Origin of the sequence: Brucella sp. H1_1004, from assembly GCF_047308065.1 — a bacterium.
GTDB lineage: Bacteria > Pseudomonadota > Alphaproteobacteria > Rhizobiales > Rhizobiaceae > Brucella > Brucella pseudogrignonensis_B.
This window is the reverse complement of sequence record NZ_JAYKZA010000001.1, coordinates 771,307-793,771: the sequence shown is the minus strand read 5'-3', so window position 1 is coordinate 793,771 and position 22,465 is coordinate 771,307. Positions and strand designations below refer to the sequence as shown.

Genomic DNA, 22,465 nt, shown 5'->3' with positions numbered 1-22,465 from the left:
AACACATTATCGCGGTGCTTTATTAGGCTATCAGTTCTAACCAAAATTGAGACAATTTTGGCCGTTTTTAATACAATCCAATCAAGATATCGGACGCAGAGAATGCTATAAATCTGCTCAGTTCAATCTGAGTGATGATCATGAGCCTTTCGCCCGCCGCCTATCAGCTTCTCCTTGTTTACACGACCTATGTTATTGCTGCCGGAAGCCCCGGCCCAAGCAATATGCGCATCATGGGCGTTTCCATGCATCAAGGCCGCAAAGCCGGACTGATGTTTGCATCAGGTGTTGTGACCGGCTCTATATTCTGGGGCCTGATGGCGGCAACAGGGGTATCTGCAATCCTTACACGGTTTGCCGAAGCGCTTATTATTCTCAAGATTTTCGGTGGTCTTTATCTGCTCTACCTCGCGTTCAAAGCAGCACGTGCTGCTATGACATCAGATGAGCAAATCGCAGCACGCAACATAAATGGTGATGCATTCCTTTCAGGCGGCGAACTATATCGTCGTGGCCTGCTTTTGCACCTTTCCAATCCAAAATCGATACTATCATGGATAGCACTCGTCACGCTTGGCCTTGGCACAAATTCGTCTTGGCCACAGATGGCGGCATTCCTCGGTGGCTGCATTACGCTTAGCATTACGATCTTCTGCGGCTATGCGATTGTGTTCTCTACTGCACCCATGGTGCGGTTATATCGTGGGGCACGGCGCTGGATCGAAGGGGTTCTGTCCGCGGTGTTTGCCCTCGCTGGCATTCGCCTCCTTCTGTCACGCTAGAACCATTTGAGAAATGAGTGTCGTAATGAAGATGTTCCATGGTCTATCCGCCTTTCCGCTCACGCCGATGGATACCGAAGGCAATTTGATAGAGGACGCGCTAGAGGCTTTTCTTACGCGCATCCATGACGCAGGAGCAGATTCGATTGGCCTATTAGGAAGCACAGGTGGATATGCTTTTCTCACACGTGAACAACGTCAGCATACAGTGAAAACTGCCGTCAAACACATTGGCGGTAAAATACCACTGATTGTTGGCGTTGGAGCGTTGCGTACTGATGAAGCGCAGGCACTTGCAAGAGATGCCGCAGACGCTGGCGCTGATGCTTTATTACTTGCGCCCGTTTCCTACACGCCGCTGACCCAAGAAGAAGTCTATCAGCATTTCAAGGCTGTCGCGCGGGCCACTGATTTGCCGCTCTGCATTTATAACAACCCTGGGACCACACGATTTGTTTTCAGTGATGAACTGATTGCTCGACTTGCAAATATCGATAATATCTGCGCGATCAAGATGCCCCTGCCCGCCGACGAAAACTATGCGGCAGAAATTGGGAAGTTGCGTGCTTCAACACCCGATGACTTCGCCATCGGTTATAGTGGCGATTGGGGCGCAAAAGATGCACTTCTTGCGGGGGCCGACACTTTCTACAGTGTCGCTGCGGGTCTTCTACCAAAACAATTTTCAGCACTTGTACGCGCGTCGCAAAGCGGCCACCAGACTGAGGCGGAACGCATCAACTCGGCGTTTGGGCCGCTCTGGGGCCTGTTCAAAACCCATGGCAGCTTCCGCGTAATGTATGTCATCGCCGATCTACTGGGCCTTGCAAAAATCGAACCGCCTCGGCCCATATTGCCGTTAACGACAGAGGTCCGTGAGCAGATTGAGGATGCTTTGCAGGTTTTGGAAGAACTATCCTCATAAACAAAAAAGGCGCTCAACCGAGCGCCTTTTGCTTGTCTAATTTATGCTACGCTTAGGCGGACATCGATATTGCCACGTGTTGCATGGGAATAAGGACAGACGATGTGCGCAGCATTGACCAGCTCCTGCGCTTTGGCTTTTTCAACTCCAGGCAAAGCGACTTCCAGAGCCACATCCAGTCCAAAACCAGTGCCATCTTCACGCGGACCAATACCAACAGTGGCTGTGACCGTGCTATCAGCAGAAATAGAAACCTTTTCTTTCGCTGCAACGAATTTCAATGCGCCGAGGAAACAAGCCGCATAACCGGATGCAAACAACTGCTCAGGATTGGTGCCTTCGCCACCCGAACCGCCAAGTTCCTTTGGCGTATCAAGAACAACACTAAGGCGACCGTCTGCCGTCTTGGCGCTGCCTGTGCGGCCGCCGGTTGCGGTGGATTGGGTCGTGTAAAGAATAGCCATTTAAATGTCTCCGTTGGTATCGTTGAATTATCTCCACAACCAAACTGGCAGATTTTTATATTGCACACAATCTAATTTTGCAAAATTTATTTACACAAATATGTGATGCACAATTCAATTGCACCTCATGTAAAGTTCTGCCATGGAGATTGCGCTATGAAGGACGACAAACAAGAATCTCATCTCAATCTGTCGGATATGGTTTGTTTCGCGATCTATTCCACTGCGAATGCGCTGACGCGCGCATACCAGCCAATTTTGAGTAAACTGGAACTTACTTATCCTCAGTTTCTGGTGATGGTTATTTTATGGGAACAGGATAATTGCACGGTTTCGGAAATTGGTGCGAAACTCAATCTCGATTCTGGCACCCTCACCCCGCTTTTAAAACGGCTTGAAGCAGCCGGTCATCTCGCGCGCCGCAGAGATCCAGAGGATGAGCGGCAGGTCCGCATTACGCTGACCGATGAAGGGCGTGCTTTGCGGATAAAAGCTGCCGATATTCCTGAGAAGGTCTTCTGCGCGCTTGGTGAGCCTCTGAATGACTTGCAGGATTTGCGTGAAAGATTGCTTAAAGTCCGCAATAATCTCAAAGACAGCATTTCAAGGTAATAAAAAAAGCGCCGGTTGCCCGGCGCTTTTGTTTTGTAATCTGTAAGATCGATTAAGCAGCAAGTGCCTTTGGCGTAATTAGACCACGCGCAACAAGCAGTTCTGCGATCTGGATTGTATTAAGAGCAGCGCCCTTACGCAGATTGTCGGAAACAACCCACATCGACAGGCCGTTTTCAACCGTGATGTCTTCACGGATACGGCTGATGTAAGTTGCGTCTTCACCTGCCGATTCATATGGCGTGATATAACCGCCATTTTCGTGCTTATCGACAACCTGACAGCCTGGTGCTTCACGCAGAATTTCACGTGCTTCTTCAGCCGAAATCGGGTTTTCGAACTCAATGTTAACGGCTTCAGAGTGGCCAATGAAGACAGGAACGCGCACAGCCGTTGCGGTGAGCTTGATCTTCGGATCAAGCATCTTCTTGGTTTCAGCCATCACCTTCCATTCTTCCTTGGTGTAGCCGTCTTCCATAAACTCATCGATGTGCGGGATCACATTGAAGGCAATACGCTTCGTAAATTTCTGCGCCGTGACAGGGTCGGCAACAAAAACCGCACGCGACTGCTGAAACAGCTCGTCCATGCCTTCCTTGCCAGCGCCCGAAACGGACTGGTAGGTGGCGACAACAACGCGCTTGATCTTGGCTGCGTCGTGAAGCGGCTTCAGAGCGACAACAAGCTGCGCAGTCGAGCAATTCGGATTGGCAATGATATTGCGCTTGCGGAAGTCTTCAATCGCGTCTGGGTTCACTTCCGGAACGATCAGCGGCACATTGGCATCATAGCGCCATGCGGATGAATTATCGATGACGACACAACCCTGCGCACCGATCTTTGGCGACCATTCTTTGGAAATGTTGCCACCAGCAGACATAAGGCAAATGTCAGTATCCGAAAAATCGTACTGGTCGAGCGCCTTAACCTTCAGCGTCTTATCGCCATAAGATACTTCCGTACCCTGACTGCGACGCGAAGCGAGTGCTACGACTTCATCAGCCGGAAAACCGCGTTCTTCGAGGATATTGAGCATTTCGCGACCGACATTCCCGGTAGCGCCGACGACTGCAACTTTAAAACCCATTTACCTGTCTCCTGTCCTCTCCGCTTCCATAAAAACCCGCGACCAGCGGGCCTTTTCCCTGGGCCGGACCCGGGGAGAGAGGGCGAGCAGGCCAAGGGGTCAGACCGTTTTGGTGGTCGTTTTAATGCAAGTGGCCGTGGTAGTTTTGGAAACGGACGCCATAGCGGCACCGATGGCGTTGAGGCCATTCAGTCCGTACAGGCTATGTGATGCGCAGGAAGCGTTCACGGGATTTCTCCTTTTCCGATTGCGCTTTTAAGCCCTTTGAGAAAAGAGTCAATGTGTTTGCAAAGACAAGCGCAACAAAACTGCTCGAATATGCAGGAACAATGCCGCTTATTACCCTGACAGGCGCAATGAAAAAGCCCGCGCAGCGAATGCGGCGCGGACCTTACTCAAAATTGCGACGAATTAATACAGCAAGCGCGTGCGGATGGTGCCCGGAATTTCGCGCATCGCCTGAAGCACGTCCTCAGCGTGTTCCTCCATCGCGTCGCCTTCAATCACCACATAGCCAACTTCACCATCGGTCTGCAAAAACTGGCTGATGATGTTGATATTGTGTGACGAGAAAATATTGACGAGACTGTTAAGGATGCCCGGACGGTTTTCGTGCACATGCATGAAACGCGTGCCGTTCGGACGTGCTGGCAACTGCACCTGAGGGAAGTTGACAGCACCCAGCGTCGAACCAACATCGGAATATTCAACAAGCTTGCGGGTGACTTCCATGCCGATGCGCTCTTGCGCTTCTGCGGTCGAACCACCGATATGTGGGGTCAGAATGACGTTTTCCAGTCCCTGCAATGGCGAAGTAAATGGATCTTTGTTCGAAGCCGGCTCAACCGGGAATACGTCAATTGCGGCACCTGCGAGATGCCCTTCTTTAAGCACTGTAGCCAGCGCTTCCAAATCAACCACATTTCCGCGCGCATTGTTGATGAGGAAGGCACCCTTCTTCATCTTACGCAGCTTGGCTTCGGTGATCATCTTGGCCGTCGACTTGTTTGACGGTACATGCAAGCTGATTACGTCGGAAATTTCGAGCAGTTCGTCGAGCGTCTCGGTCGGGATAACATTGCCATATTGCAACTTGTCAGTCATGTCGAAATAGCGAACCGTCATGCCGAGGCTTTCAGCAAGGTTGCCGACCTGCGAACCAATGTTGCCGTAGCCAACGATACCCAGCGTCTTGCCACGCACTTCACGGCTACCCGTCGCGCTTTTGTCCCAGCCGCCCGCATGCGCAGAGTTTGAACGCGGGAAAATGCGGCGCATCAGCATGATGATTTCGCCAATCACCAGCTCGGCCACTGAACGTGTATTGGAGAACGGTGCGTTGAAAACAGGGATACCGCGTTTGCGGGCCGCCTTCAAATCAACCTGATTGGTGCCGACCGAAAAACAACCGACTGCGATCAGACGCTGCGCAGCTTCAAACACTTCATCGGTGAGCTGGGTGCGCGAACGGATGCCTATAATATGCGCAGACGCAATCGCCTCGATCAGCTCAGCTTTGTCCAATGCCTTTGGCAGATGGACAACATTGGTATAGCCAGACGATTTGAAATAATCGACAGCGGACTGATTGATGCCTTCGAGAAGAAGAACATTGATACGCTCACGCGCAAATGAAAGACGTGCGGTCATTTTGGGGCTTTCAGGCTCTGGGCTCGGTACTCGCTCGGCGACATAAATCAATCTGCAAATGTCGTCACTGCGATATTTTGGGGCATGCGGATGAATTGAACTCTGAGGATTTGTCGGCATTTATCGCGAGAGCGACTTAGCACTCCATGACCGAGAAAAAAACCAAATTCGACGGAAAATGACCAACGACAGTCGTATTTGGATAATCATTCCAACTTGGCACCACATACGCGCCTGAGATTGCATGAATCATAGGCCTTCATGCGCCCAAAAAAGATGAATGGCGCCGGATTACCGCTCTGTTACGCAACTTTAGAATTCACTCATCATCGCGAGTCGTCTCGGTGCGATCGCGCTCATAGTGCCTGCTCAGCGGAAATTCTGGCAACCACGCTTCGCGACGGATAGTCCAGAGCTCGTAAGTTGGCTTGAACTGATCGGGCGCGTCCAGCGATCCGAGGTTGATTTCAACTTCATCGCCTGACTTTGAAAATACGGACGATCCGCAGTTAGGGCAAAAAAACCGGCCTGCATAGCTGTTCGTTTCTCCTTCAATGATTACAGCATTCTCCGGGAAAATTGCAGATGCATGAAACAATGCACCATGATGCTTGCGGCAATCGAGGCAATGGCAGACACCGACCCTGTAAGGATTTCCAGAAGCTTCCAGTCTGACGCGACCACACAAGCAACCACCTGTAAACTGTTTCATCTCTGCCTTTCGTCCGCGAACCGGTTATCGGCTTTTATCATACTAAAAGATAATAACCGTTTGAAACGATTCAGTTCATCATGACCAGGTGGAGACGTGTGCGGAAGTTGGAGGAGAACATCCGCGCATATCAGCAAAAATGCTGTTGGGAGGAACCCTATGTCAGTGCAATCGAGCGCCAAGGCCGGCGCGCCTAAAATGACGCGTGAAGAAAAGAAGGTTATTTTCGCCTCTTCACTCGGCACCGTATTTGAATGGTATGATTTTTATCTATACGGAACACTTGCTGCCTTTATTGGCGCCGCGTTCTTCAATGAATATCCAGAAACAACCCGTAATATTTTCGTTCTGCTCGCGTTTGCGGCAGGCTTTCTTGTGCGCCCGTTTGGAGCGCTCGTGTTCGGACGCATCGGCGATCTCGTCGGGCGTAAATATACATTCCTTGTCACGATCGTCATCATGGGTGCCTCGACCTTTCTGGTCGGCATTCTGCCGGGATCGGCGACACTTGGCATCATAGCGCCTGCAATCCTGATCATCCTGCGCATGTTGCAGGGTCTGGCCCTGGGCGGCGAATATGGTGGTGCTGCAACCTATGTGGCTGAGCACGCGCCAAACGGTCGTCGCGGTTTCTACACATCGTGGATTCAGACAACCGCAACGCTTGGACTGTTCCTTTCTCTGATGGTCATTTTGAGCATTCAGAACGTCATGACCACAGAATCCTTCGCCTCGTGGGGCTGGCGTATTCCTTTCCTTGTTTCGATTGTTCTTTTGGGCATTTCCGTCTGGATTCGCTTGCAGATGAGTGAATCGCCTGCCTTCAAGAAGATGAAAGAAGAAGGTAAGACATCAAAGGCACCACTTTCCGAAGCTTTCGGCCAGTGGAAAAATGCGAAGATTGCCCTGATCGCTCTGTTCGGCCTCACAATGGGTCAGGCTGTCGTCTGGTATAGTGGCCAGTTCTACGCTCTGTTCTTCCTGCAGAACGTACTGAAAGTCGAAAATCAGTCCGCCAATATTATGGTTGCATCGGCGCTGGTTATAGGCACCGGATTCTTTGTTGTGTTTGGCTGGTTATCAGACAAGATAGGCCGCAAGCCGATTATCATGGCTGGATTGCTTTTGGCAGCAGTCACCTATTTCCCGCTGTTTAAAGCGCTCACGCAAGCTGCAAATCCGGCGCTTGCTCATGCAGAACAGACCATCCGTGCAACCGTTACCGCTGCGCCGGGTGACTGTAACTTCCAGTTCAACGCTACAGGAACGTCGAAATTCACCAGTTCCTGCGATATTGCCACGAGCTTCCTGTCGCGTAGCGCCGTGCCTTACGATGTGGTAACAGGTCCTGCCGGACAGCCTGCAACCGTCAAAATCGGCGATGCGACCATCACGTCCTTTGATGCAAACGCAGCGGGTGCGGATGCAAAAGCCAAACAGGCGACACTGACACACGACATCAACCTTGCTCTGCAAAAGGCTGGCTGGCCACTGGTACGCAGCCCTGCAAAGGTTGCCGATTCAAAGCTTGATGCCTTTGTTGCGGCAAACCCAGAGCTTGCTCTGAATGCAGAGGCTGTGCGCGCAGGTGAGAGCACCACAATGACCAATGCGGAATTGGTCAAAGCAAACATCGTCACGCAGATCGAAGCAGATGCGGCAGGTGAACCAAGTCAGGCTGTTTACACCATCCCGAACGCAGGCGCGTTCAAGATGGTTGCAGATCCGGCACAGATCAACTGGACAATGACAATCGCAATACTAACCGTTCTGGTCATCTACGTAACCATGGTTTACGGCCCGATTGCCGCTATCCTCGTTGAGATGTTCCCAACACGCATCCGTTATACTGGTATGTCACTACCATACCACATCGGTAACGGCTGGTTCGGTGGTCTTCTTCCAGCAACCGTGTTTGCAATGAGTGCTGCCAAGGGCGATATTTATTATGGTCTTTGGTATCCGATCATCATCGCGACGATTACGCTCGTCATCGGCATCCTGTTCGTCAAGGAAACCAAAGACGTCGATCTCAACAAGGTCGAATAATAGTCACCACCAATGAAATAAAAACGCCGCCTCTTTGGGCGGCGTTTTCATTTGTTGACCTATCTCAGCGATATTGTGCTTCAATCTCAATCAGCTTTTGTTTACGCCAAAGCCCGCCGCCATAACCAGTCAGAGAACCGTCAGCACCAATTACCCGATGGCACGGAATGAGGATGGCAATCTGATTGACTCCATTGGCACGCGCAACAGCGCGAACCGCCAGCGGCTTGTCGACCGCTCTTGCTATCTCGCTATAGCTGCGCGTCTGCCCTGCACGTATATTTTGCAATTCGCGCCAGACATCGCGTGTAAATTCACTTCCATGCAACACAAGCGGTATATCAAACCTTGCAGAGCGACCGGCAAAGAAAGCGTTAAGCTGTAGTTCCAGCACATCATGTGACGGATACCGACCGATACCAATCAAACCGTGACACGCCTTATAAAGCTTCTTCAACTCCTGTGGCAAAGCTTTGCGATCCGCAAACTCAAGCAAATGCAGCGCCGACCGGTCACAAACAGCAATCATCGTGCCGAGCGGTGTTTTGATCCAGTCAGCGCGCAACAAGCCATCCTTCCGCAATTGTGCCGGTGGCATTCCAAGAATACGTGCAAAAGCAGTGCGAAATGCGTCAGGTGATTCAAAACCTGCATCGACTTGCGCATCGATAACACGCTCACCCTGCGCAAGAGTTTGAAATCCTTGTCGTAGGCGTTCCTGCCGCGCCATTTCAAGAAACGTAATTCCAAAGTGTCGTCTGAAGCTACGCCTCACCGTTGACGGATCGAAGCCCATGCCGGCAACATCATCTTCACTCCAACGACGCTGCGGCTCAGCTTCAAGTGCTTTCAACAAACGCTCAACCGAGGCATCCGCATCAGCTGCAGGCTGTAACGGGTGGCATCGTTTGCAAGCGCGAAATCCATCCGCAATACATTCTGGGATAGACGCAAAAAAGCGGCAGTTCTCCTTGAGGGGCTTTCTTGCCGGACAGGTCAGCCGACAGAAAATGCCCGTCGACAGCACGCCGACATAGGCCCTGCCTTCATAGGCCGCATCACGAGCAAGCAGCGCATCATACAAGGTATTTAAATCTGGGAGTGTGTTCAACATGGCGACAACTGTTAGTGCATCAGAGCGAAATTGCAGCCGGAAATCGGGCGTATATTTTTCGGCGCGACATATTGCTATGCGAATTTATTACTTTGACACCGTGTGAGAACACGACATATCTATAGAATAAATATTCAACAACAACTCTTTGCAAACATCAATACGGGTAAACATTGCCTTCTGGAGTTGACACCGCGATCAGTGCTGCTGATGCTTTCTCGCACATGCGCATCATTAACGGCATGGGCATCAGTCTTTGCCTCTCACGATTGCTTATCTTTGCATCCAGATTTGTGCAGCATCCTAACAAGCATAAAATCTCCTATATGCATATCGGCTGGGTAATTGTTGTTTTTCTCTGGATAATCCAGTTCTGGTGGGACTATCTTTTTGAAAGCAGCACAAAGGCCTACAACGTCTATACCTATGTTTTAGATTTACTTTATGTATTCGGTCTTTTTTTCATGTGCGTCACTCTAACTCCAGACGATATCAAAGAGTATGGAGATTATGAAAAATATTTCCTTTCACGAAAAATATGGCTGTTATCGCTTTTGATATTGCTCAATCTTATTGAGCTATTGCGCAGTGCTGGCCCCAGTATTTCAATCAATAACGAGGAATCTCCGCTAGGTGATTTCATTTTCTTTACAATCGAAACAGCGGTGATACTGCTAGCTATGAAGATCAAGAAAATAGGCTTTCAGTATTTCTTTATTGCACTGCTTATAGTAGCGGTGTTTGCAGACTTCACAATTCAACTCGACTGAAATTAAAAAAGCCGCTGTGCGATCTTCACACAGCGACTTTCAACGCATATTCGATCAGTGATTAAGCTGACAGCGCCTTGAACTTGGCAAGGATAGCATCGCCCATTTCTGTCGTTCCGACCTTATTCGTGCCTTCCGACCAGATATCGGCAGTGCGCAGACCGTCATCCAGAACGCCAGCAATCGCAGCTTCCAGACGATCAGCTTCATCGATCAGGTTGAACGAATAACGCAAGCACATGGCAAGCGACGCGATCATTGCGATCGGATTGGCAACGCCCTGACCAGCAATATCCGGCGCCGAACCGTGTACTGGCTCATAAAGCGCCTTGCGCTTGCCAGTCACGCCATCGGCCGCACCGAGCGAAGCAGACGGAAGCATACCGAGCGAACCGGTCAGCATCGCAGCAACGTCGGAAAGCATGTCACCAAAAAGATTGTCAGTGACGATCACGTCGAACTGCTTCGGCCAGCGAACGAGCTGCATACCACCCGCATCAGCCAGCATATGCTCAAGTTCAACGTCCGAATGCTTTTCTTTGTGACGTGCTGTGACGACTTGATTCCACAGAACGCCCGACTTCATCACATTGCGCTTTTCCATCGACGTCACTTTGTTGCGACGGGTGCGTGCAAGCTCAAAAGCGACATCAGCAATGCGTTCGATTTCGTAGGTGTCATAAAGCTGCGTATCGATACCGCGCTTCTGACCATTACCCAGATCGATAATTTCCTTCGGTTCACCGAAGTAGACGCCACCGGTCAGTTCGCGCAGAATCAGAATGTCGAGACCTTCAATCACTTCCGGCTTGAGCGACGATGAATGTGCGAGTGCTGGATAGCAGATTGCCGGGCGCAGATTAGCATAAAGGGCCAAATCTTTACGCAGGCGCAGAAGACCTGCTTCTGGACGCACTTCGTAAGGTACGCTGTCCCACTTAGGACCGCCAACAGCACCGAAAAGTACGGCATCGGCTGCAAGCGCTTTTTCCATATCCGCATCGGAAATCGCCTGACCGCACGCATCATATGCAGAACCACCAACAAGACCTTCATCGGTCTCAAAACCGAGATTGAGGCCTGTGTTCAGGTAATCAATAATCTTGCGGACCTCAGCCATTGCTTCGGGACCGATGCCGTCGCCGGGCAGGAGAAGAAGTTTTCTGGATGCCATAATGCCAAGCCTCTGTTTTTCATCGCACAATAGGAGCAGGAAAATTGTATCCCACTATCGCGCTTTCAAGTTCCGCGAGGGTTATAGAACCCCGCCGCGCGGCAGGCAACAACCGGCGGCGTGAAATTTATGAAAAAGAACAGAGGATATGCAGAAATTATATAACAGTCGTATCAAGTCAACCTGTGTTACGCTCATGTGAGCCGCAGAAGCCAGAAAAACTAGTCAGTTGGACGTGCTTCCGAGGGCAGCATAATCGGAATGCCACCTCGAATTGGATAAGCAAGTTTGGCTTTTTCCGAAATCAACTCGCTATTCTGTGCATCATAACGAAGCAGGCCTTTCGTCAGCGGGCACACAAGCAACTCAAGTAGCTTTACGTCGAGCTGGCTGTCATTTTCATTTGTCATCATTAAACTCTTCCGGGCACCTACTGCAAACGCGAACCATAATCATCCCTGGCTTTCGCCAACACCACTTCCGTGATCGCAATCAAAGTTGCGGCACGCGTTTTCAAATCTGCTGCTTCCAACAATGCTTGCTTTTCTGCAGGACCAAAAGGCGACATAATTGAGAGCGCATTGACGAGCGTATCATTGGCTGCCCGCGAAATACTATCCCAATCAGCTTCCAAATTATGCACTTCCAGATAGTCTTTAAAAGCGCGCAACAAAGCTTCTCGGTCGATGTCTCCAACATCATTCGCAGCTTCGAGATCAGTCAAAAATGGCGCTATCTTGCATTGGCGATAGGGCTTGCGAGAATGCACCTCCTCGAGAACTCGGAACCGGCAAATGCCTTGCAATGTGATCAACACGCGACCGTCGCCCGTTTCTGAATAGGTGGTGATGCGCCCAAGACAGCCAACCTGGCTCAATTCAGGTTTCTGTGTCTCGTCGAAATCATCACTATCATCTTCTTCCTCGACATCATGAATGCGAGGCTGGATCATTGCAATGATCCGCTTACCCGACAGTGCGTCTTCGACCATCTCAAGATAGCGAGGCTCGAATATGTTTAACGGCAGCTGACCACCCGGCAGCAAAAGTGCGCCTTTAAGGGGAAACACCGGAACAAGCTCCGGTATATCCGAAGCTATCCGATAACGGGCATTGCCCACTTGCATAACTATCTCCTTTAAGAAAACAGAAGCGACGAAAGCTTGCGGCGCGCACCTAAAGTTGCCGGGTCTGCATTGCCCCACGCTTCAAAGAATTGCAGAAGCTGCTTACGTGCACCGTCATCGTTCCAACTGCGGTCCGCCTTCATGATTGCCAGCAATTCATCAGCGGCTTCCACGCGCCTTCCCTGCGCATTGCGTACCTGCGCGAGATCAAACCGGGCCTGATAATCACTCGGGTCCGTCTGAACGCGGCGCTCCAGCTCTACTGGATCACCGATAAGTTTCACCTGATCGGCAAGGGCAAGCTTCGCTTCAAGCGCACGAACAGGGGCGGCATCCTGCTTATCGGCAGGCAAGCTTGCCAGCATTTCCCGTGCTTTGTCAGCATCGCCAGATTCCAGCAAACACATGGCCAAGCCGACAATTGCATCCACATTATCAGGTGCTACTTGCAGAATTGATGAAAAAATCTGTGCCGCCTGCACAAAATCACCCGCGTCAACCAACTCTTTTGCTGCTGTCACGGCTTCAGCAATTGCTGCTTCCTGATCACTTGGACCGCTGATCTTCGCGATAAATTCCTTCACCTTGGATTCAGGCAAAGCCCCCATAAAGCCATCGGCAGGCTGACCATTGACAAAGGCAATGACAGCCGGGATCGACTGGATACCAAGCTGACCAGCGATTGATGGATGATCGTCAATGTTCATCTTAACAAGCTTAACCGCACCGCCTGCTTCACGAACTGCTTTTTCGATAATGGGCGTGAGTTGTTTGCAAGGCCCGCACCACGGCGCCCAAAAATCAACGAGAACAGGCTGCTTACGCGATTCCGCAATGACATCAGTCTGAAAAGTGGCTGTCGTCGTATCCCTGATCAGATCGTTGCCACCTGTTGCTGGCGCAACCCCAAACGAAACGTTCCCAGTCATTTGTCCGCTGGCTTTTGAATAAGGATTGTTCTGGCTCGTCATTGGATATTCCTTATATCTTCCAGCTTGCATATAGGGCGGAGGCAGGCCGGTTTCGATAGATCAATTTGTATTGGCAGCCTCTAATTTCAAGTTCTACACGCTAGCAAAATGCTTAGACCTGTTGTGTAGCCTTGGTATCATCCGAAACTGCAAGAATGCGTGGCTCATGTCCTGTTGCTGCCAAAAAGCGTAACAGATCGTCACGTCGGATCGATGTCGTTGCTTCATTGGTTAGAGGATGACCATTGACGATGTCATTTTTCATCAGATTTGCATCGAGGATAATCTGAACATTGTGTTCAGTATCATTGACCGCACCAAATACCGTCACGCCGCCCGGAACAACCCCCAGATATTCCATCAGCTTTTCTGGCTTGCCAAACGAAACCCGACTGGCGGCGCCAATGGTCTGATGAATTGTCTTGAGATCAACAACAGCATCCTCGTCTACTGTCACCAAAAAGAAATTGTCTTTCTTGTCTTTCAGGAAAAGGTTCTTGGTATGGCCTCCAGCGATTTCACCACGAAGACTTTGCGAGTCCGCTACCGTAAACAAAGGTGGATGTTCCACCGTCTTAACCTCAATGCCAAGGTTTTTCAGATAGTCGTGAAGTTCGGCTGGCGTAAGAGGCATAAAATTGGGTTCCCTAAATGCATGATCTTGTCGCAAGACCATTATACGAAGCGCAGAGGTACACTTACTCAACCCATCTGCAGACGCAATACCAGTCACTCCGCGTCTGCAAAACCTTTCCGCTGAGCCCTTCTGGAAAAGCCAATGTAAATCACAATGAATCAGCTGATTCACATCGATTCCATACGATTATAAGCGTCACTCCGTAAAACCAGCACCATATCCACAGCCAACCAAAAAATATTTATATAATTAAATCAATTGCTTAATTGTATAAATCAGTTTCTTTTCAGGAAAATCTCTTTTCTCTGTTGCAATATTAAAAGCTGTGAGCGATATAGCGCTTGCCTAACGGAAACGACTTCTCTCTCAGAGAAGACTGGCGCGAGCGGGTGTAGCTCAGGGGTAGAGCACAACCTTGCCAAGGTTGGGGTCGAGGGTTCGAATCCCTTCGCCCGCTCCAGTTTTTCCGAGGCTTTCATGAGCATGATAGAAATAAATATATGCTCTCAGATAACTCCTTCCATTTAAAAATTTGCATTCAGGCATGACTGATGATTCGTAGTGTTCTTTTGTTAATCGTCGGCGTCGGCGCATTTTTTCAAGGGCTTATGCGAATCGGTCAACCTGCTCAGGACGTCGAGAAATCTGGCTGGCTATATCAGCAGTTTGGCGACCAAGGCATTGCTTACGGAATGATGGCGCTTGGATTGGTTGCTCTCGTGATAGGTGCGTTCATGTTCAACAACACCTGGATTAAAGCCATTCGCATGCGCAGGCAGAAATGAACCACATTGTTCATTTAGCATTCTCTCACATAACAGATATGCTTTATTATTCATTGTATAAGCGCCACTTAGGCAGCATATACACGTCCAACGTCAAAGGACGATAAACTCCATGAAGCCTGAAACTGTTTTTAACGCTGTTATAGCGTTATGCCTGATATTTTTAACTTGGGCTGTCGGTTTGCGCATCTTCAATGAGTTCGAACGCAGCAATCAAAATATGCAAAGAAAACAGGTGCCTACACTTTCCCTGCCTCGCCGAACAGATGAGAGCGCAAATAATTTTTAGGTATTAAAAGACGGCATCCTGATTTTCATCAACAAGGCCGTCTTGCATTAAAGTTGTCACCAAACCAACGTGATAGCGCTATTTATTTTTGAAGTGTTTCGTCCATGTGCTTCAATACCAGTTCAGAAACCTCGTCGTGAATATCTGAACGGCTTTTTGATGTTTCATTACATATGGGATCAATTTCCCCAATTGATTTTAGAAAATCTGCAGCGCCTGAATGGCAGACTGGCAAAAAGCTGAAATGATCCGCTCCGCTCACCGTTTCATAATTGGCGCCTGAAACCTGACTAGACACTTTATCGGCAATCACGGCAAACGGGATTTCATTACCCGCACCAAAATTGATAAATGAGCTTGGAACACTGATGTCTTTCAGGCTCTGCGAAACATAAGCATGAACCAATCCCGGATCGATAAGCACTGCTGATTTGATGCGCGCATCAAGGTTGGATTGCTCAAACAGCTTTTTATCGATGGTGCGCAAATTGACCCTTTCGACCTTAACAGCCTCGCCATCGGCATACCCCACACCACCTTGATACCACGCACAGTCCCATTTATCGTATTGATCACAGTAAGTTGCAAAAGCTTCAAGATTTGCGCGGGCACCAATCAGTTCAAGTGCAGTCGCACCACCCAATGAAAATCCCACAATACCCATTTGATCGGCCTTAAGATGTGGCGACCATTCCGCATCGCTCGTCAAGTAACTTGCCACATCAGAGATATCGCGCGTTCTTTGCCATAGCTTTGGCGTTTCCGCCGGCAAGGAATTGCCGGACGTTGTTCCGGGGTGATTAGGGCCAGCAACCACAAAGCCTGCTTCGGCCAATTTCGCCGCCAGCCAGCCAGCCGTTTCCACCCGCCCACCTGAACCGTGAGAAAGCAAAATCACAGGAAACTTTCCGGCGGCCAAAGGCGCATTCAAATAAGCCTCCGTGCCTTTGAACACTTTGTTCTCACCGAACGAAATCGCCTCGCCTCCTTTTTGTGCTGGATACCAAATCGCAACAGAAAGATCGGTTTTCCTTTCCGCAAAAGGCACCTTTATTTCACGCACCCCAACCTCATAGGCATCAGCGTTCGGCGCTATGATCATCAGCTTAACAGTGATAAAAGCGGCAAGCAAAAAAGGTCGTTTCATTCAAGTCTCCAGAGTTTTAGTTATGTCTGGAGAATTGCGGCGAACCTTTCTCATTTTCGTCCTAAATCGCGATTCAGGTCGTACACAATCGCGATTTAGGCCAACAGTGAGCGTGCTTCCCTCAAATAGAGTCTCAGCGTGATCTTTGTTCCCTTGCCCTTTGTCGTCGCTCTGCTTTTGACAATCCTGTTTTTTACGATGTGGCGGAATAGAACTTCCGAGCATCATAATTGGCCATTTCAACTCCTCGTCGCACTTTGCATTGCGCAATCTGTGGCCGTGGGTTTGCGATGGGGATATGACATTACTGAAGTTCGCTATGTGCTTCCAATAATTGCCAGCGCGCTACCGCCATTGCTTTATGCAAGCTTTCGGACCTTGATCGGCTCTGAAACGGGGCGAAATACCGACAACCTCTGGCTTACAGCAATTTTTCCGATCACGATTATAGGCCTGTTATTTGTCGCGCCAATTCTGATTGATGGCGCTCTGATCCTGCTTTTTATGGGATATGCAATCGCCTTGCTATATCTTGGTCGGCGCGGCCCGGATTCTTTAAGTGATGCACGGTTTGAGACAGCAATTTCAGCGCATCGCGCACTTCTTATCGCTGCAGCGTCTCTTTTCATGTCTGCATTTTTTGATATCGCAATCCTTTTTGATTTCGAGTGGACCAACGGAAACAATGCGGCTCTGATGGTAAGCAATGCCAATCTGCTTGGGCTGTTCTTTCTTGGCCTCACGGCAATCGTAGCGGGTAAAGCGCAACCATCAGTGCCTAGCCATGAAGACAGAAACCAAAGCATTTCAGATAGAGAACAACATCAAGCAGTATTGGCGCATGTCGAAGAATTTCTGTCAGCAAAGAAGCTGTATCTCGACGAGAACTTAACGCTGGTTCGTCTTGGAAAAAAAGTCGGTCTACCCGCACGTCAAATTTCAATTGCTGTGAACCATTTGACTGCAAAAAATGTTTCGCAATTCATCAATGATTATCGAATAGCTGAAGCTTGCAAGTTACTAATCGAGACAGATACATCCGTGACCGTGATCATGCTCGATTCAGGCTTCACAACGAAGTCAAACTTCAACCGAGAATTCCGCCGCGTGACGGGATTAAGCCCGCTGGAATGGCGCAAACAGAAAAACACTCAAACCAGAGTTTAAGCGGATGAGCGTAAAATCAGCTGGCTTGCGAGATGACTAATTTCCGCAGCAACCGCAGTACCGCTTTTCTGCGCGTTTATACGTGAAAACAACATATCGAGCCCAAGCTGAGCAATTGTGCGATAATCCTGCGCGACTGTTGTCAGTGGCGGACACGTAAATCGACTAAGCGGATGATCGTCATGGCCTGCCACGCGAAAATCGCATCCCTCTTCTCGCCCAACGTGACGTCGCCTCTCATAAGCCGCTGAAATCACGCCAAAAGCAATACGGTCATTGGCACACAAGACAGTGCGTGTCGGAAAACCGCCCCGATCAAGAATGCGCCCTGCTTCCTCATAACCAAGCTCTTCGAAGTTCCACTTCTTCGGTGTCATCGGCAAGACAATCGGCTCAATGCGCAGACGCTCCATTGCAGAGATATAAGCAGCCCGGCGCTCTATCGCATTCTGATTAACGGCGGGCATTTCCATGAAACAAGGGTGTTCACCCGTGCGGCAGAGATATTCGACAATATTGCCAATGCTCTGGCGATTATCTGTTCCAACAAAAGGCTGATCATCACTAATACGGCTATCCAAAAAAACGACTGGCATAGAGGCCGACAGGCTTGAAAGGAGCTTGGCATCAGTTTCAAAGCCAAGCGGCGCCATTAGCACACCCGATATGTTGAGCGACATGAGCGTGCGCATCGCGCGCGCTTCAAGCTTGCGATCGCCATGAGAAGACAGAACAATCGTCCAATAGCCCTCAGCCAGACAACGCATTTCAATCTGGCGAATGATTTCGGCGTAAAATGGATCTGAAATATGTGGAACAATCACGCCAATATTCTTGGGCTTTTTGCGGTTCATGCTCACAGCAAAAATATTGGGCTGATAATTATGGTCTTTCAGCGCCTTCTCAATGCGTGCACGCGTCGATGGTTTAACACTCTCAGGATTGTCGAAATATTTCGAAACAGTCGGACGCGATAAACCGCTTGCGACAGCGAATTCTTCCATTGTCCTGATTTTGTTGTCGGCCATTGCCGCTCCTCCCATCCCGTGTTGCGAGCATCTCTAGACGGGTCAATTATTTTCTATGCGTAAAATTATTTCTTATCAGAAGCAACTCTAATTTGCGCTGATATGCAGCGTATCCTTGATTTACAATGTAAAATAGACCTCAAACTGCGTTAAAACCCCGACTTTAAATCGTTATAATTTTTACACGTGATAAATTTTATATTGACTCATCGAGCGGGCTCCATCATGTCTAATAAAGGCTCTAAGGCGGGCTTAGGAAGGAACCTGCCCTTCCGGGAGGTTAAGGTCAGCAACGGCCTTTAACCCAGCAGGAAATGTTTATGTGTCCCTATCAGAAGGACGACCCGGCAGATGCCGGTTCTACTCGGAGGAAATTATGTTTCGTAAATCGCTTGGTCGTATTCTTTTTTCTGGCGTAGCTCTTGCCATGATGGCAGGCGTTGCTTCCGCCGAAGGCATTGGTGCATCGCTTCTCACACAGCAGCATCCTTTCTATATCTCGCTCGCAGAAGCGATGAAAAAGGAAGCGCAGGCCGAAAACGTGCCGCTCGAAGTGTCCATTGCCAATCAGGATCTCAGCAAACAGCTCGCTGACGTTGAAGATTTCATCACCAAGGGCGTTGATGTCATCATCATTTCACCTGTTGACAGCAAGGGCGTTCGCTCGGCTATAACCAAAGCTCAGAAAGCGGGCATCAAGGTCATCACCGTTGACGTTCCAGCCAACAATATCGACGTGACTTCCTTTGTTGGCACAGACAACTTTGCCGGCGGCGAAAAGGCTGGCGAGCTGATGGCAAAGTCCATTGGCGACAAGGGTAATGTTGCGGTCATCGAATACCCGACGGTTCAATCCGTTGTTGATCGCGTCGAAGGCTTCAAGAAGGCCATCGCAAACCATCCTGACATCAAGATTGTTTCTATCCAGCCAGGCATCACGCGTTCAGAAGCGCTTGCTGCTGCTCAGAACATCATTCAGGCCAATCCTGATATCGTCGGCATCTTCGGATTTGGTGATGATGCAGCGCTGGCCGCAGCTTCCGCTGTAAAAGCTGCAAAGCTCGAAAATCAGGTCAAGGTTATCGGCTTTGATGGCATGGAAGAAGCCCGCAACGCAGTTAAGAACGACCCGATCATGGTCGGCGTGATTGCGCAGTATCCCGACCAAATGGGAAAAACTGCCGTTGAAACCGCAGTGAAAGTGATCAAGGGCGAAGAGGTTCCTGCAAAGCAGCCAATCGTACCTGGTGTTGTCACCAAGGACGGCGAAACCAAGTAAAACCGCGTGAAACGACGGCAACTCCTCCCAACCGTCGTTTCTCTTTAGTGCGCGGCGGCACGACGATCACCACGCGTCAGTGCCGCCGCAGCACATTATCGATACAAGGTTGTAGTTAGCGCATTTTCAGGCGTGTTAAATACAGACCTCTTATGGAGAGCGGAGACTTCCGATGACCGCTATCAATTCTGCGACCAATACCACTCAGGATATTGTGCTTGAGATCAGCAATGTGGCCAAAACATTTGGGTCTGTTGTTGCACTCAAACGCATGAACCTGACTGTTCGCGGTGGGCGTGTGCACACATTGCTCGGCGAAAACGGTGCTGGCAAATCCACCTTGATGAAAATCCTTGCCGGGGTCTTCAAACCCACATCAGGCACGATAGTGCTCAAGGGCGCGCCTTACGCGCCCAAGAACCCGCGCGATGCACGCGCCTGTGGCATTTCAATCGTATTTCAAGAGCTAAGCCTGTCTCGCAACCTATCGGTTGCCGAGAATATTCTGGCGAACAATGAACCGAGCCGCTTTGGTTTTATCCGCGAACGGGAGCTCATCGCTGAAGCCAACAAGCTCATTGCAGAACTTGGCCTGCCGGTTGATGCACGCGCCAAAGTCGGCGATTTATCGATCGCGCAGCGCCAGTTGGTTGAGATCGCCAAGGGGCTTAGCCAACCGGCTGATGTTGTGATCCTGGACGAGCCAACATCATCGCTGTCTGACAGTGAAGCCGAGATTCTGTTCTCAATTATTGAACGTCTCAAAGCGCGCGGTACGGCCGTCATCTACATTTCGCACCGGATGGAAGAAATCATGCGCCTGTCCGACGACATTACGGTCGTGCGCGACGGCGAATATGTTACAACGACTGAAAAAAGCCAGACCAGCATTGAAGAGCTAATCGCTTTGATGGTCGGCCGTGAGATGAACGACATCTACCCCGCGCGTGAGGCCCCTCGCCCATCAGCAATGGTTCCCGCTATTTTAGAAACAAAGAACCTTTCGGTTCCGGGCAAATTCAACGACGTATCCATCGATGTAAAACCCGGCGAAGTGCTTGGTTTGTTTGGCCTCGTCGGCTCCGGTCGTTCGGATGTGATGAAAGCGCTCTTTGGCATGCTGCATCCAACCGGCGACATAAAACTCGACGGTCAATCCATTACTCTCGCCTCGCCAACACAGGCGATTGCTCACGGCATCGCTTTTGTGACTGAGAACCGCAAGGAAGAAGGTCTCGTTCTGCCGCAGAGCGTCGAGCGCAACATCAATATGGTTGCTCTCGGACAACTTGCCGGACCTTTTGGCATGATGCGCTCATCCGCTGAACGTGCCAGCGCAAAAGCTGAAGTGCTGCGACTGGCAATCAAGACCGCATCGCTTGACACGATTGCCGGCTCTCTCAGCGGCGGTAATCAGCAGAAAATCGTTTTAGCAAAGTGGCTTCAGATGAAGCCAAAAGTGCTCATCCTCGATGAGCCAACCCGCGGCGTCGATGTAGGCGCAAAATTTGAAATCTATCGCATCATCCGTGAACTTGCCGCCCATGGCGCGGCGATCCTGATGGTTTCGTCCGAGTTGCCAGAAGTTCTGGGTCTGAGTGATCGCGTTGTCGTCATGCATTCCAAGCATGTCGCCGCAACACTCGAAGCAGATGGCCTCACCCCAGAAACCGTCATGAGCTACGCAGCAGGAATGCATCAATGAGCAACGCACAAGACATTCAGACAAAAGCCGCAGACGCAGAAGTTCGTCGTTCGCTTTTCTCCTCTCCGATGATCCGTCAATATGGCGGCATTGTCATTTCGCTGGCCGTTCTCTGCATTGTTTTTGCAGTTTTGAACCCGCGCTTTCTTGCATTCAACAACTTCATGAACATCATGCAGCAGGTGGCCGTGATTGCGGTTGCGGCCTACGGCATGACCTATGTGATCCTGCTGGGTGAAATTGATCTTTCCATCGGTTCAATCATTGCAGTTGCTGGCATGGTGGCGGCGCAAGCGTTTTCCATGGGCTTCGGCTTTGCGCCGACCGTCATCTTCACACTGGCTGCCGGTGCGATTATGGGCGGGCTGAATGGTGTGCTCTCAGCGAAACTTATGCTTCCGTCCTTCATTGTGACAGTTGCCACAATGGGCATTTATCGCGGCATGGTCAGCCTACCGACCAATGGCGCGCCCGAAATTATCGAGAATGAAACCTGGCTGGCAATCGGTTCAGAAAGCTGGCTCGGCTTACCAATCATCATCTGGATCGTCGGTGTTCTGTTTCTCGTCAATTATGTTCTGTTGTCCAAAACAGTTTTTGGCCGCCGCATTTATCTCGCAGGTGGCAACAAGGAGGCGGCCGTTTATTCCGGTATTCGTGTCGATCGTATTAAGATCATCGTCTTCATGCTTTCCGGCGTTATGGCTGCAATCAGTGGCATTTTGCTCTCATCGCGCCTGTCCTCGGCACAAACCAATGCAGGCATGGGGTACGAACTCGACGCCATTGCAGCCGTTGTTCTGGGTGGCACATCGCTCGCCGGTGGTGTCGGCACGATGGTCGGTACAATCCTTGGCGCATTGATTATCGGCGTCATCAACAATGGCATGAACATGCTGTCGGTGCCGTATTTCTATCAGCTCATCGTCAAGGGCGTCGTCATTCTCGTCGCTGTTTGGCTCGATGTCCGCTCGAAATCAGTCAGAACATAA

General features: G+C 50.1%; 23 protein-coding genes and 1 tRNA gene. 12 read left to right on the top strand and 12 right to left on the bottom strand.

The window, feature by feature from the left end; translation table 11 throughout:
* The first annotated feature begins 140 nt into the window (after nucleotides 1-140).
* Nucleotides 141-782, top strand: coding sequence for a LysE family translocator (locus tag U2P60_RS03905; RefSeq protein ID WP_413571399.1), 642 nt, complete (start codon nucleotides 141-143; stop codon nucleotides 780-782).
* Between the two features lie 25 nt (nucleotides 783-807).
* A complete protein-coding gene (locus U2P60_RS03900; RefSeq protein WP_413571397.1) occupies nucleotides 808-1,707 on the top strand; it encodes a dihydrodipicolinate synthase family protein in 900 nt (299 codons plus the stop codon).
* Nucleotides 1,708-1,748: 41 nt separating this feature from the next.
* Here U2P60_RS03900 and U2P60_RS03895 read toward each other — a convergent pair whose 3' ends face one another.
* Nucleotides 1,749-2,171, bottom strand: coding sequence for an organic hydroperoxide resistance protein (locus U2P60_RS03895; RefSeq protein ID WP_250043470.1), 423 nt, complete (start codon nucleotides 2,169-2,171; stop codon nucleotides 1,749-1,751).
* Nucleotides 2,172-2,327: 156 nt separating this feature from the next.
* Between U2P60_RS03895 and U2P60_RS03890 the strand changes: the two genes are divergently transcribed.
* Complete coding sequence (locus U2P60_RS03890) at nucleotides 2,328-2,783, top strand: MarR family winged helix-turn-helix transcriptional regulator (RefSeq protein WP_413571396.1); 456 nt, start codon at nucleotides 2,328-2,330, stop codon at nucleotides 2,781-2,783.
* Nucleotides 2,784-2,835: 52 nt separating this feature from the next.
* Here the strand turns inward: U2P60_RS03890 and U2P60_RS03885 are convergent, their stop codons facing one another.
* The 3 genes from U2P60_RS03885 to U2P60_RS03875 all read right to left on the bottom strand — a co-directional run bounded on the left by U2P60_RS03885 (nucleotide 2,836) and on the right by U2P60_RS03875 (nucleotide 6,232).
* On the bottom strand, nucleotides 2,836-3,870 hold the full coding sequence (locus tag U2P60_RS03885) for an aspartate-semialdehyde dehydrogenase (RefSeq protein WP_413571395.1): 1,035 nt from the start codon (nucleotides 3,868-3,870) through the stop codon (nucleotides 2,836-2,838).
* 411 nt (nucleotides 3,871-4,281) lie between these two features.
* Nucleotides 4,282-5,520: a phosphoglycerate dehydrogenase gene (gene serA, locus U2P60_RS03880; RefSeq protein ID WP_413571394.1), complete on the bottom strand. Its 1,239-nt coding sequence runs from the start codon at nucleotides 5,518-5,520 to the stop codon at nucleotides 4,282-4,284.
* 319 nt (nucleotides 5,521-5,839) lie between these two features.
* A complete protein-coding gene (locus tag U2P60_RS03875; RefSeq protein WP_413571393.1) occupies nucleotides 5,840-6,232 on the bottom strand; it encodes a GFA family protein in 393 nt (130 codons plus the stop codon).
* Between the two features lie 159 nt (nucleotides 6,233-6,391).
* Here U2P60_RS03875 and U2P60_RS03870 point away from each other — a divergent pair, with 159 nt between their 5' ends.
* On the top strand, nucleotides 6,392-8,281 hold the full coding sequence (locus U2P60_RS03870; protein ID WP_413571392.1) for an MFS transporter: 1,890 nt from the start codon (nucleotides 6,392-6,394) through the stop codon (nucleotides 8,279-8,281).
* Between the two features lie 64 nt (nucleotides 8,282-8,345).
* Here U2P60_RS03870 and U2P60_RS03865 read toward each other — a convergent pair whose 3' ends face one another.
* On the bottom strand, nucleotides 8,346-9,395 hold the full coding sequence (locus tag U2P60_RS03865; RefSeq protein WP_413571390.1) for a bifunctional transcriptional activator/DNA repair enzyme AdaA: 1,050 nt from the start codon (nucleotides 9,393-9,395) through the stop codon (nucleotides 8,346-8,348).
* A 173-nt stretch (nucleotides 9,396-9,568) separates the two neighbouring features.
* On the opposite strand from U2P60_RS03865, the gene U2P60_RS03860 reads away from it, so the two are divergent.
* A complete protein-coding gene (locus tag U2P60_RS03860) occupies nucleotides 9,569-10,165 on the top strand; it encodes a hypothetical protein (RefSeq protein ID WP_413571389.1) in 597 nt (198 codons plus the stop codon).
* A 61-nt stretch (nucleotides 10,166-10,226) separates the two neighbouring features.
* Here the strand turns inward: U2P60_RS03860 and leuB are convergent, their stop codons facing one another.
* The 5 genes from leuB to U2P60_RS03835 form a co-directional block, all read right to left on the bottom strand.
* On the bottom strand, nucleotides 10,227-11,339 hold the full coding sequence (leuB, locus tag U2P60_RS03855; RefSeq protein WP_413571386.1) for a 3-isopropylmalate dehydrogenase: 1,113 nt from the start codon (nucleotides 11,337-11,339) through the stop codon (nucleotides 10,227-10,229).
* A 221-nt stretch (nucleotides 11,340-11,560) separates the two neighbouring features.
* Nucleotides 11,561-11,752, bottom strand: coding sequence for a Trm112 family protein (locus tag U2P60_RS03850; RefSeq protein ID WP_313829303.1), 192 nt, complete (start codon nucleotides 11,750-11,752; stop codon nucleotides 11,561-11,563).
* A gap of 17 nt (nucleotides 11,753-11,769) precedes the next feature.
* Nucleotides 11,770-12,465: an LON peptidase substrate-binding domain-containing protein gene (locus tag U2P60_RS03845; RefSeq protein ID WP_413571384.1), complete on the bottom strand. Its 696-nt coding sequence runs from the start codon at nucleotides 12,463-12,465 to the stop codon at nucleotides 11,770-11,772.
* Between the two features lie 11 nt (nucleotides 12,466-12,476).
* On the bottom strand, nucleotides 12,477-13,436 hold the full coding sequence (gene trxA / locus U2P60_RS03840; protein ID WP_413571383.1) for a thioredoxin: 960 nt from the start codon (nucleotides 13,434-13,436) through the stop codon (nucleotides 12,477-12,479).
* A gap of 112 nt (nucleotides 13,437-13,548) precedes the next feature.
* The gene (locus U2P60_RS03835) at nucleotides 13,549-14,070 is read right to left on the bottom strand and encodes a prolyl-tRNA synthetase associated domain-containing protein (RefSeq protein ID WP_413571382.1); all 522 of its coding nucleotides are present in this window, start codon (nucleotides 14,068-14,070) and stop codon (nucleotides 13,549-13,551) included.
* A 388-nt stretch (nucleotides 14,071-14,458) separates the two neighbouring features.
* Here U2P60_RS03835 and U2P60_RS03830 point away from each other — a divergent pair.
* The 3 genes from U2P60_RS03830 (at nucleotide 14,459) to U2P60_RS03820 (ending at nucleotide 15,147) form a co-directional block, all read left to right on the top strand.
* Nucleotides 14,459-14,533, top strand: a tRNA-Gly gene (locus U2P60_RS03830).
* Between the two features lie 91 nt (nucleotides 14,534-14,624).
* Entirely contained in the window at nucleotides 14,625-14,858 is a 234-nt protein-coding gene (locus tag U2P60_RS03825; RefSeq protein ID WP_313829298.1) for a hypothetical protein, read from the top strand.
* 112 nt (nucleotides 14,859-14,970) lie between these two features.
* Nucleotides 14,971-15,147: a hypothetical protein gene (locus U2P60_RS03820; protein ID WP_413571381.1), complete on the top strand. Its 177-nt coding sequence runs from the start codon at nucleotides 14,971-14,973 to the stop codon at nucleotides 15,145-15,147.
* Between the two features lie 82 nt (nucleotides 15,148-15,229).
* Here the strand turns inward: U2P60_RS03820 and U2P60_RS03815 are convergent, their stop codons facing one another.
* On the bottom strand, nucleotides 15,230-16,294 hold the full coding sequence (locus tag U2P60_RS03815) for an alpha/beta hydrolase family protein (protein WP_413571379.1): 1,065 nt from the start codon (nucleotides 16,292-16,294) through the stop codon (nucleotides 15,230-15,232).
* A gap of 378 nt (nucleotides 16,295-16,672) precedes the next feature.
* On the opposite strand from U2P60_RS03815, the gene U2P60_RS03810 reads away from it, so the two are divergent.
* Nucleotides 16,673-17,461 (top strand): helix-turn-helix domain-containing protein, encoded by a 789-nt coding sequence (locus tag U2P60_RS03810; protein WP_413571377.1) that lies wholly within the window; start codon nucleotides 16,673-16,675, stop codon nucleotides 17,459-17,461.
* Here the strand turns inward: U2P60_RS03810 and U2P60_RS03805 are convergent.
* Nucleotides 17,458-18,489, bottom strand: coding sequence for a LacI family DNA-binding transcriptional regulator (locus U2P60_RS03805; protein WP_413571376.1), 1,032 nt, complete (start codon nucleotides 18,487-18,489; stop codon nucleotides 17,458-17,460). The two genes, U2P60_RS03810 and U2P60_RS03805, sit on opposite strands and share 4 nt — an antisense overlap.
* A 376-nt stretch (nucleotides 18,490-18,865) precedes the next feature.
* Between U2P60_RS03805 and U2P60_RS03800 the strand changes: the two genes are divergently transcribed.
* From U2P60_RS03800 to U2P60_RS03790, 3 genes are all read left to right on the top strand, one after another.
* Entirely contained in the window at nucleotides 18,866-19,768 is a 903-nt protein-coding gene (locus U2P60_RS03800) for a substrate-binding domain-containing protein (protein WP_413571375.1), read from the top strand.
* A 172-nt stretch (nucleotides 19,769-19,940) separates the two neighbouring features.
* On the top strand, nucleotides 19,941-21,473 hold the full coding sequence (locus U2P60_RS03795; RefSeq protein ID WP_413571373.1) for a sugar ABC transporter ATP-binding protein: 1,533 nt from the start codon (nucleotides 19,941-19,943) through the stop codon (nucleotides 21,471-21,473).
* Nucleotides 21,474-21,541: 68 nt separating this feature from the next.
* Nucleotides 21,542-22,465: an ABC transporter permease subunit gene (locus tag U2P60_RS03790; protein WP_313830057.1), complete on the top strand. Its 924-nt coding sequence runs from the start codon at nucleotides 21,542-21,544 to the stop codon at nucleotides 22,463-22,465.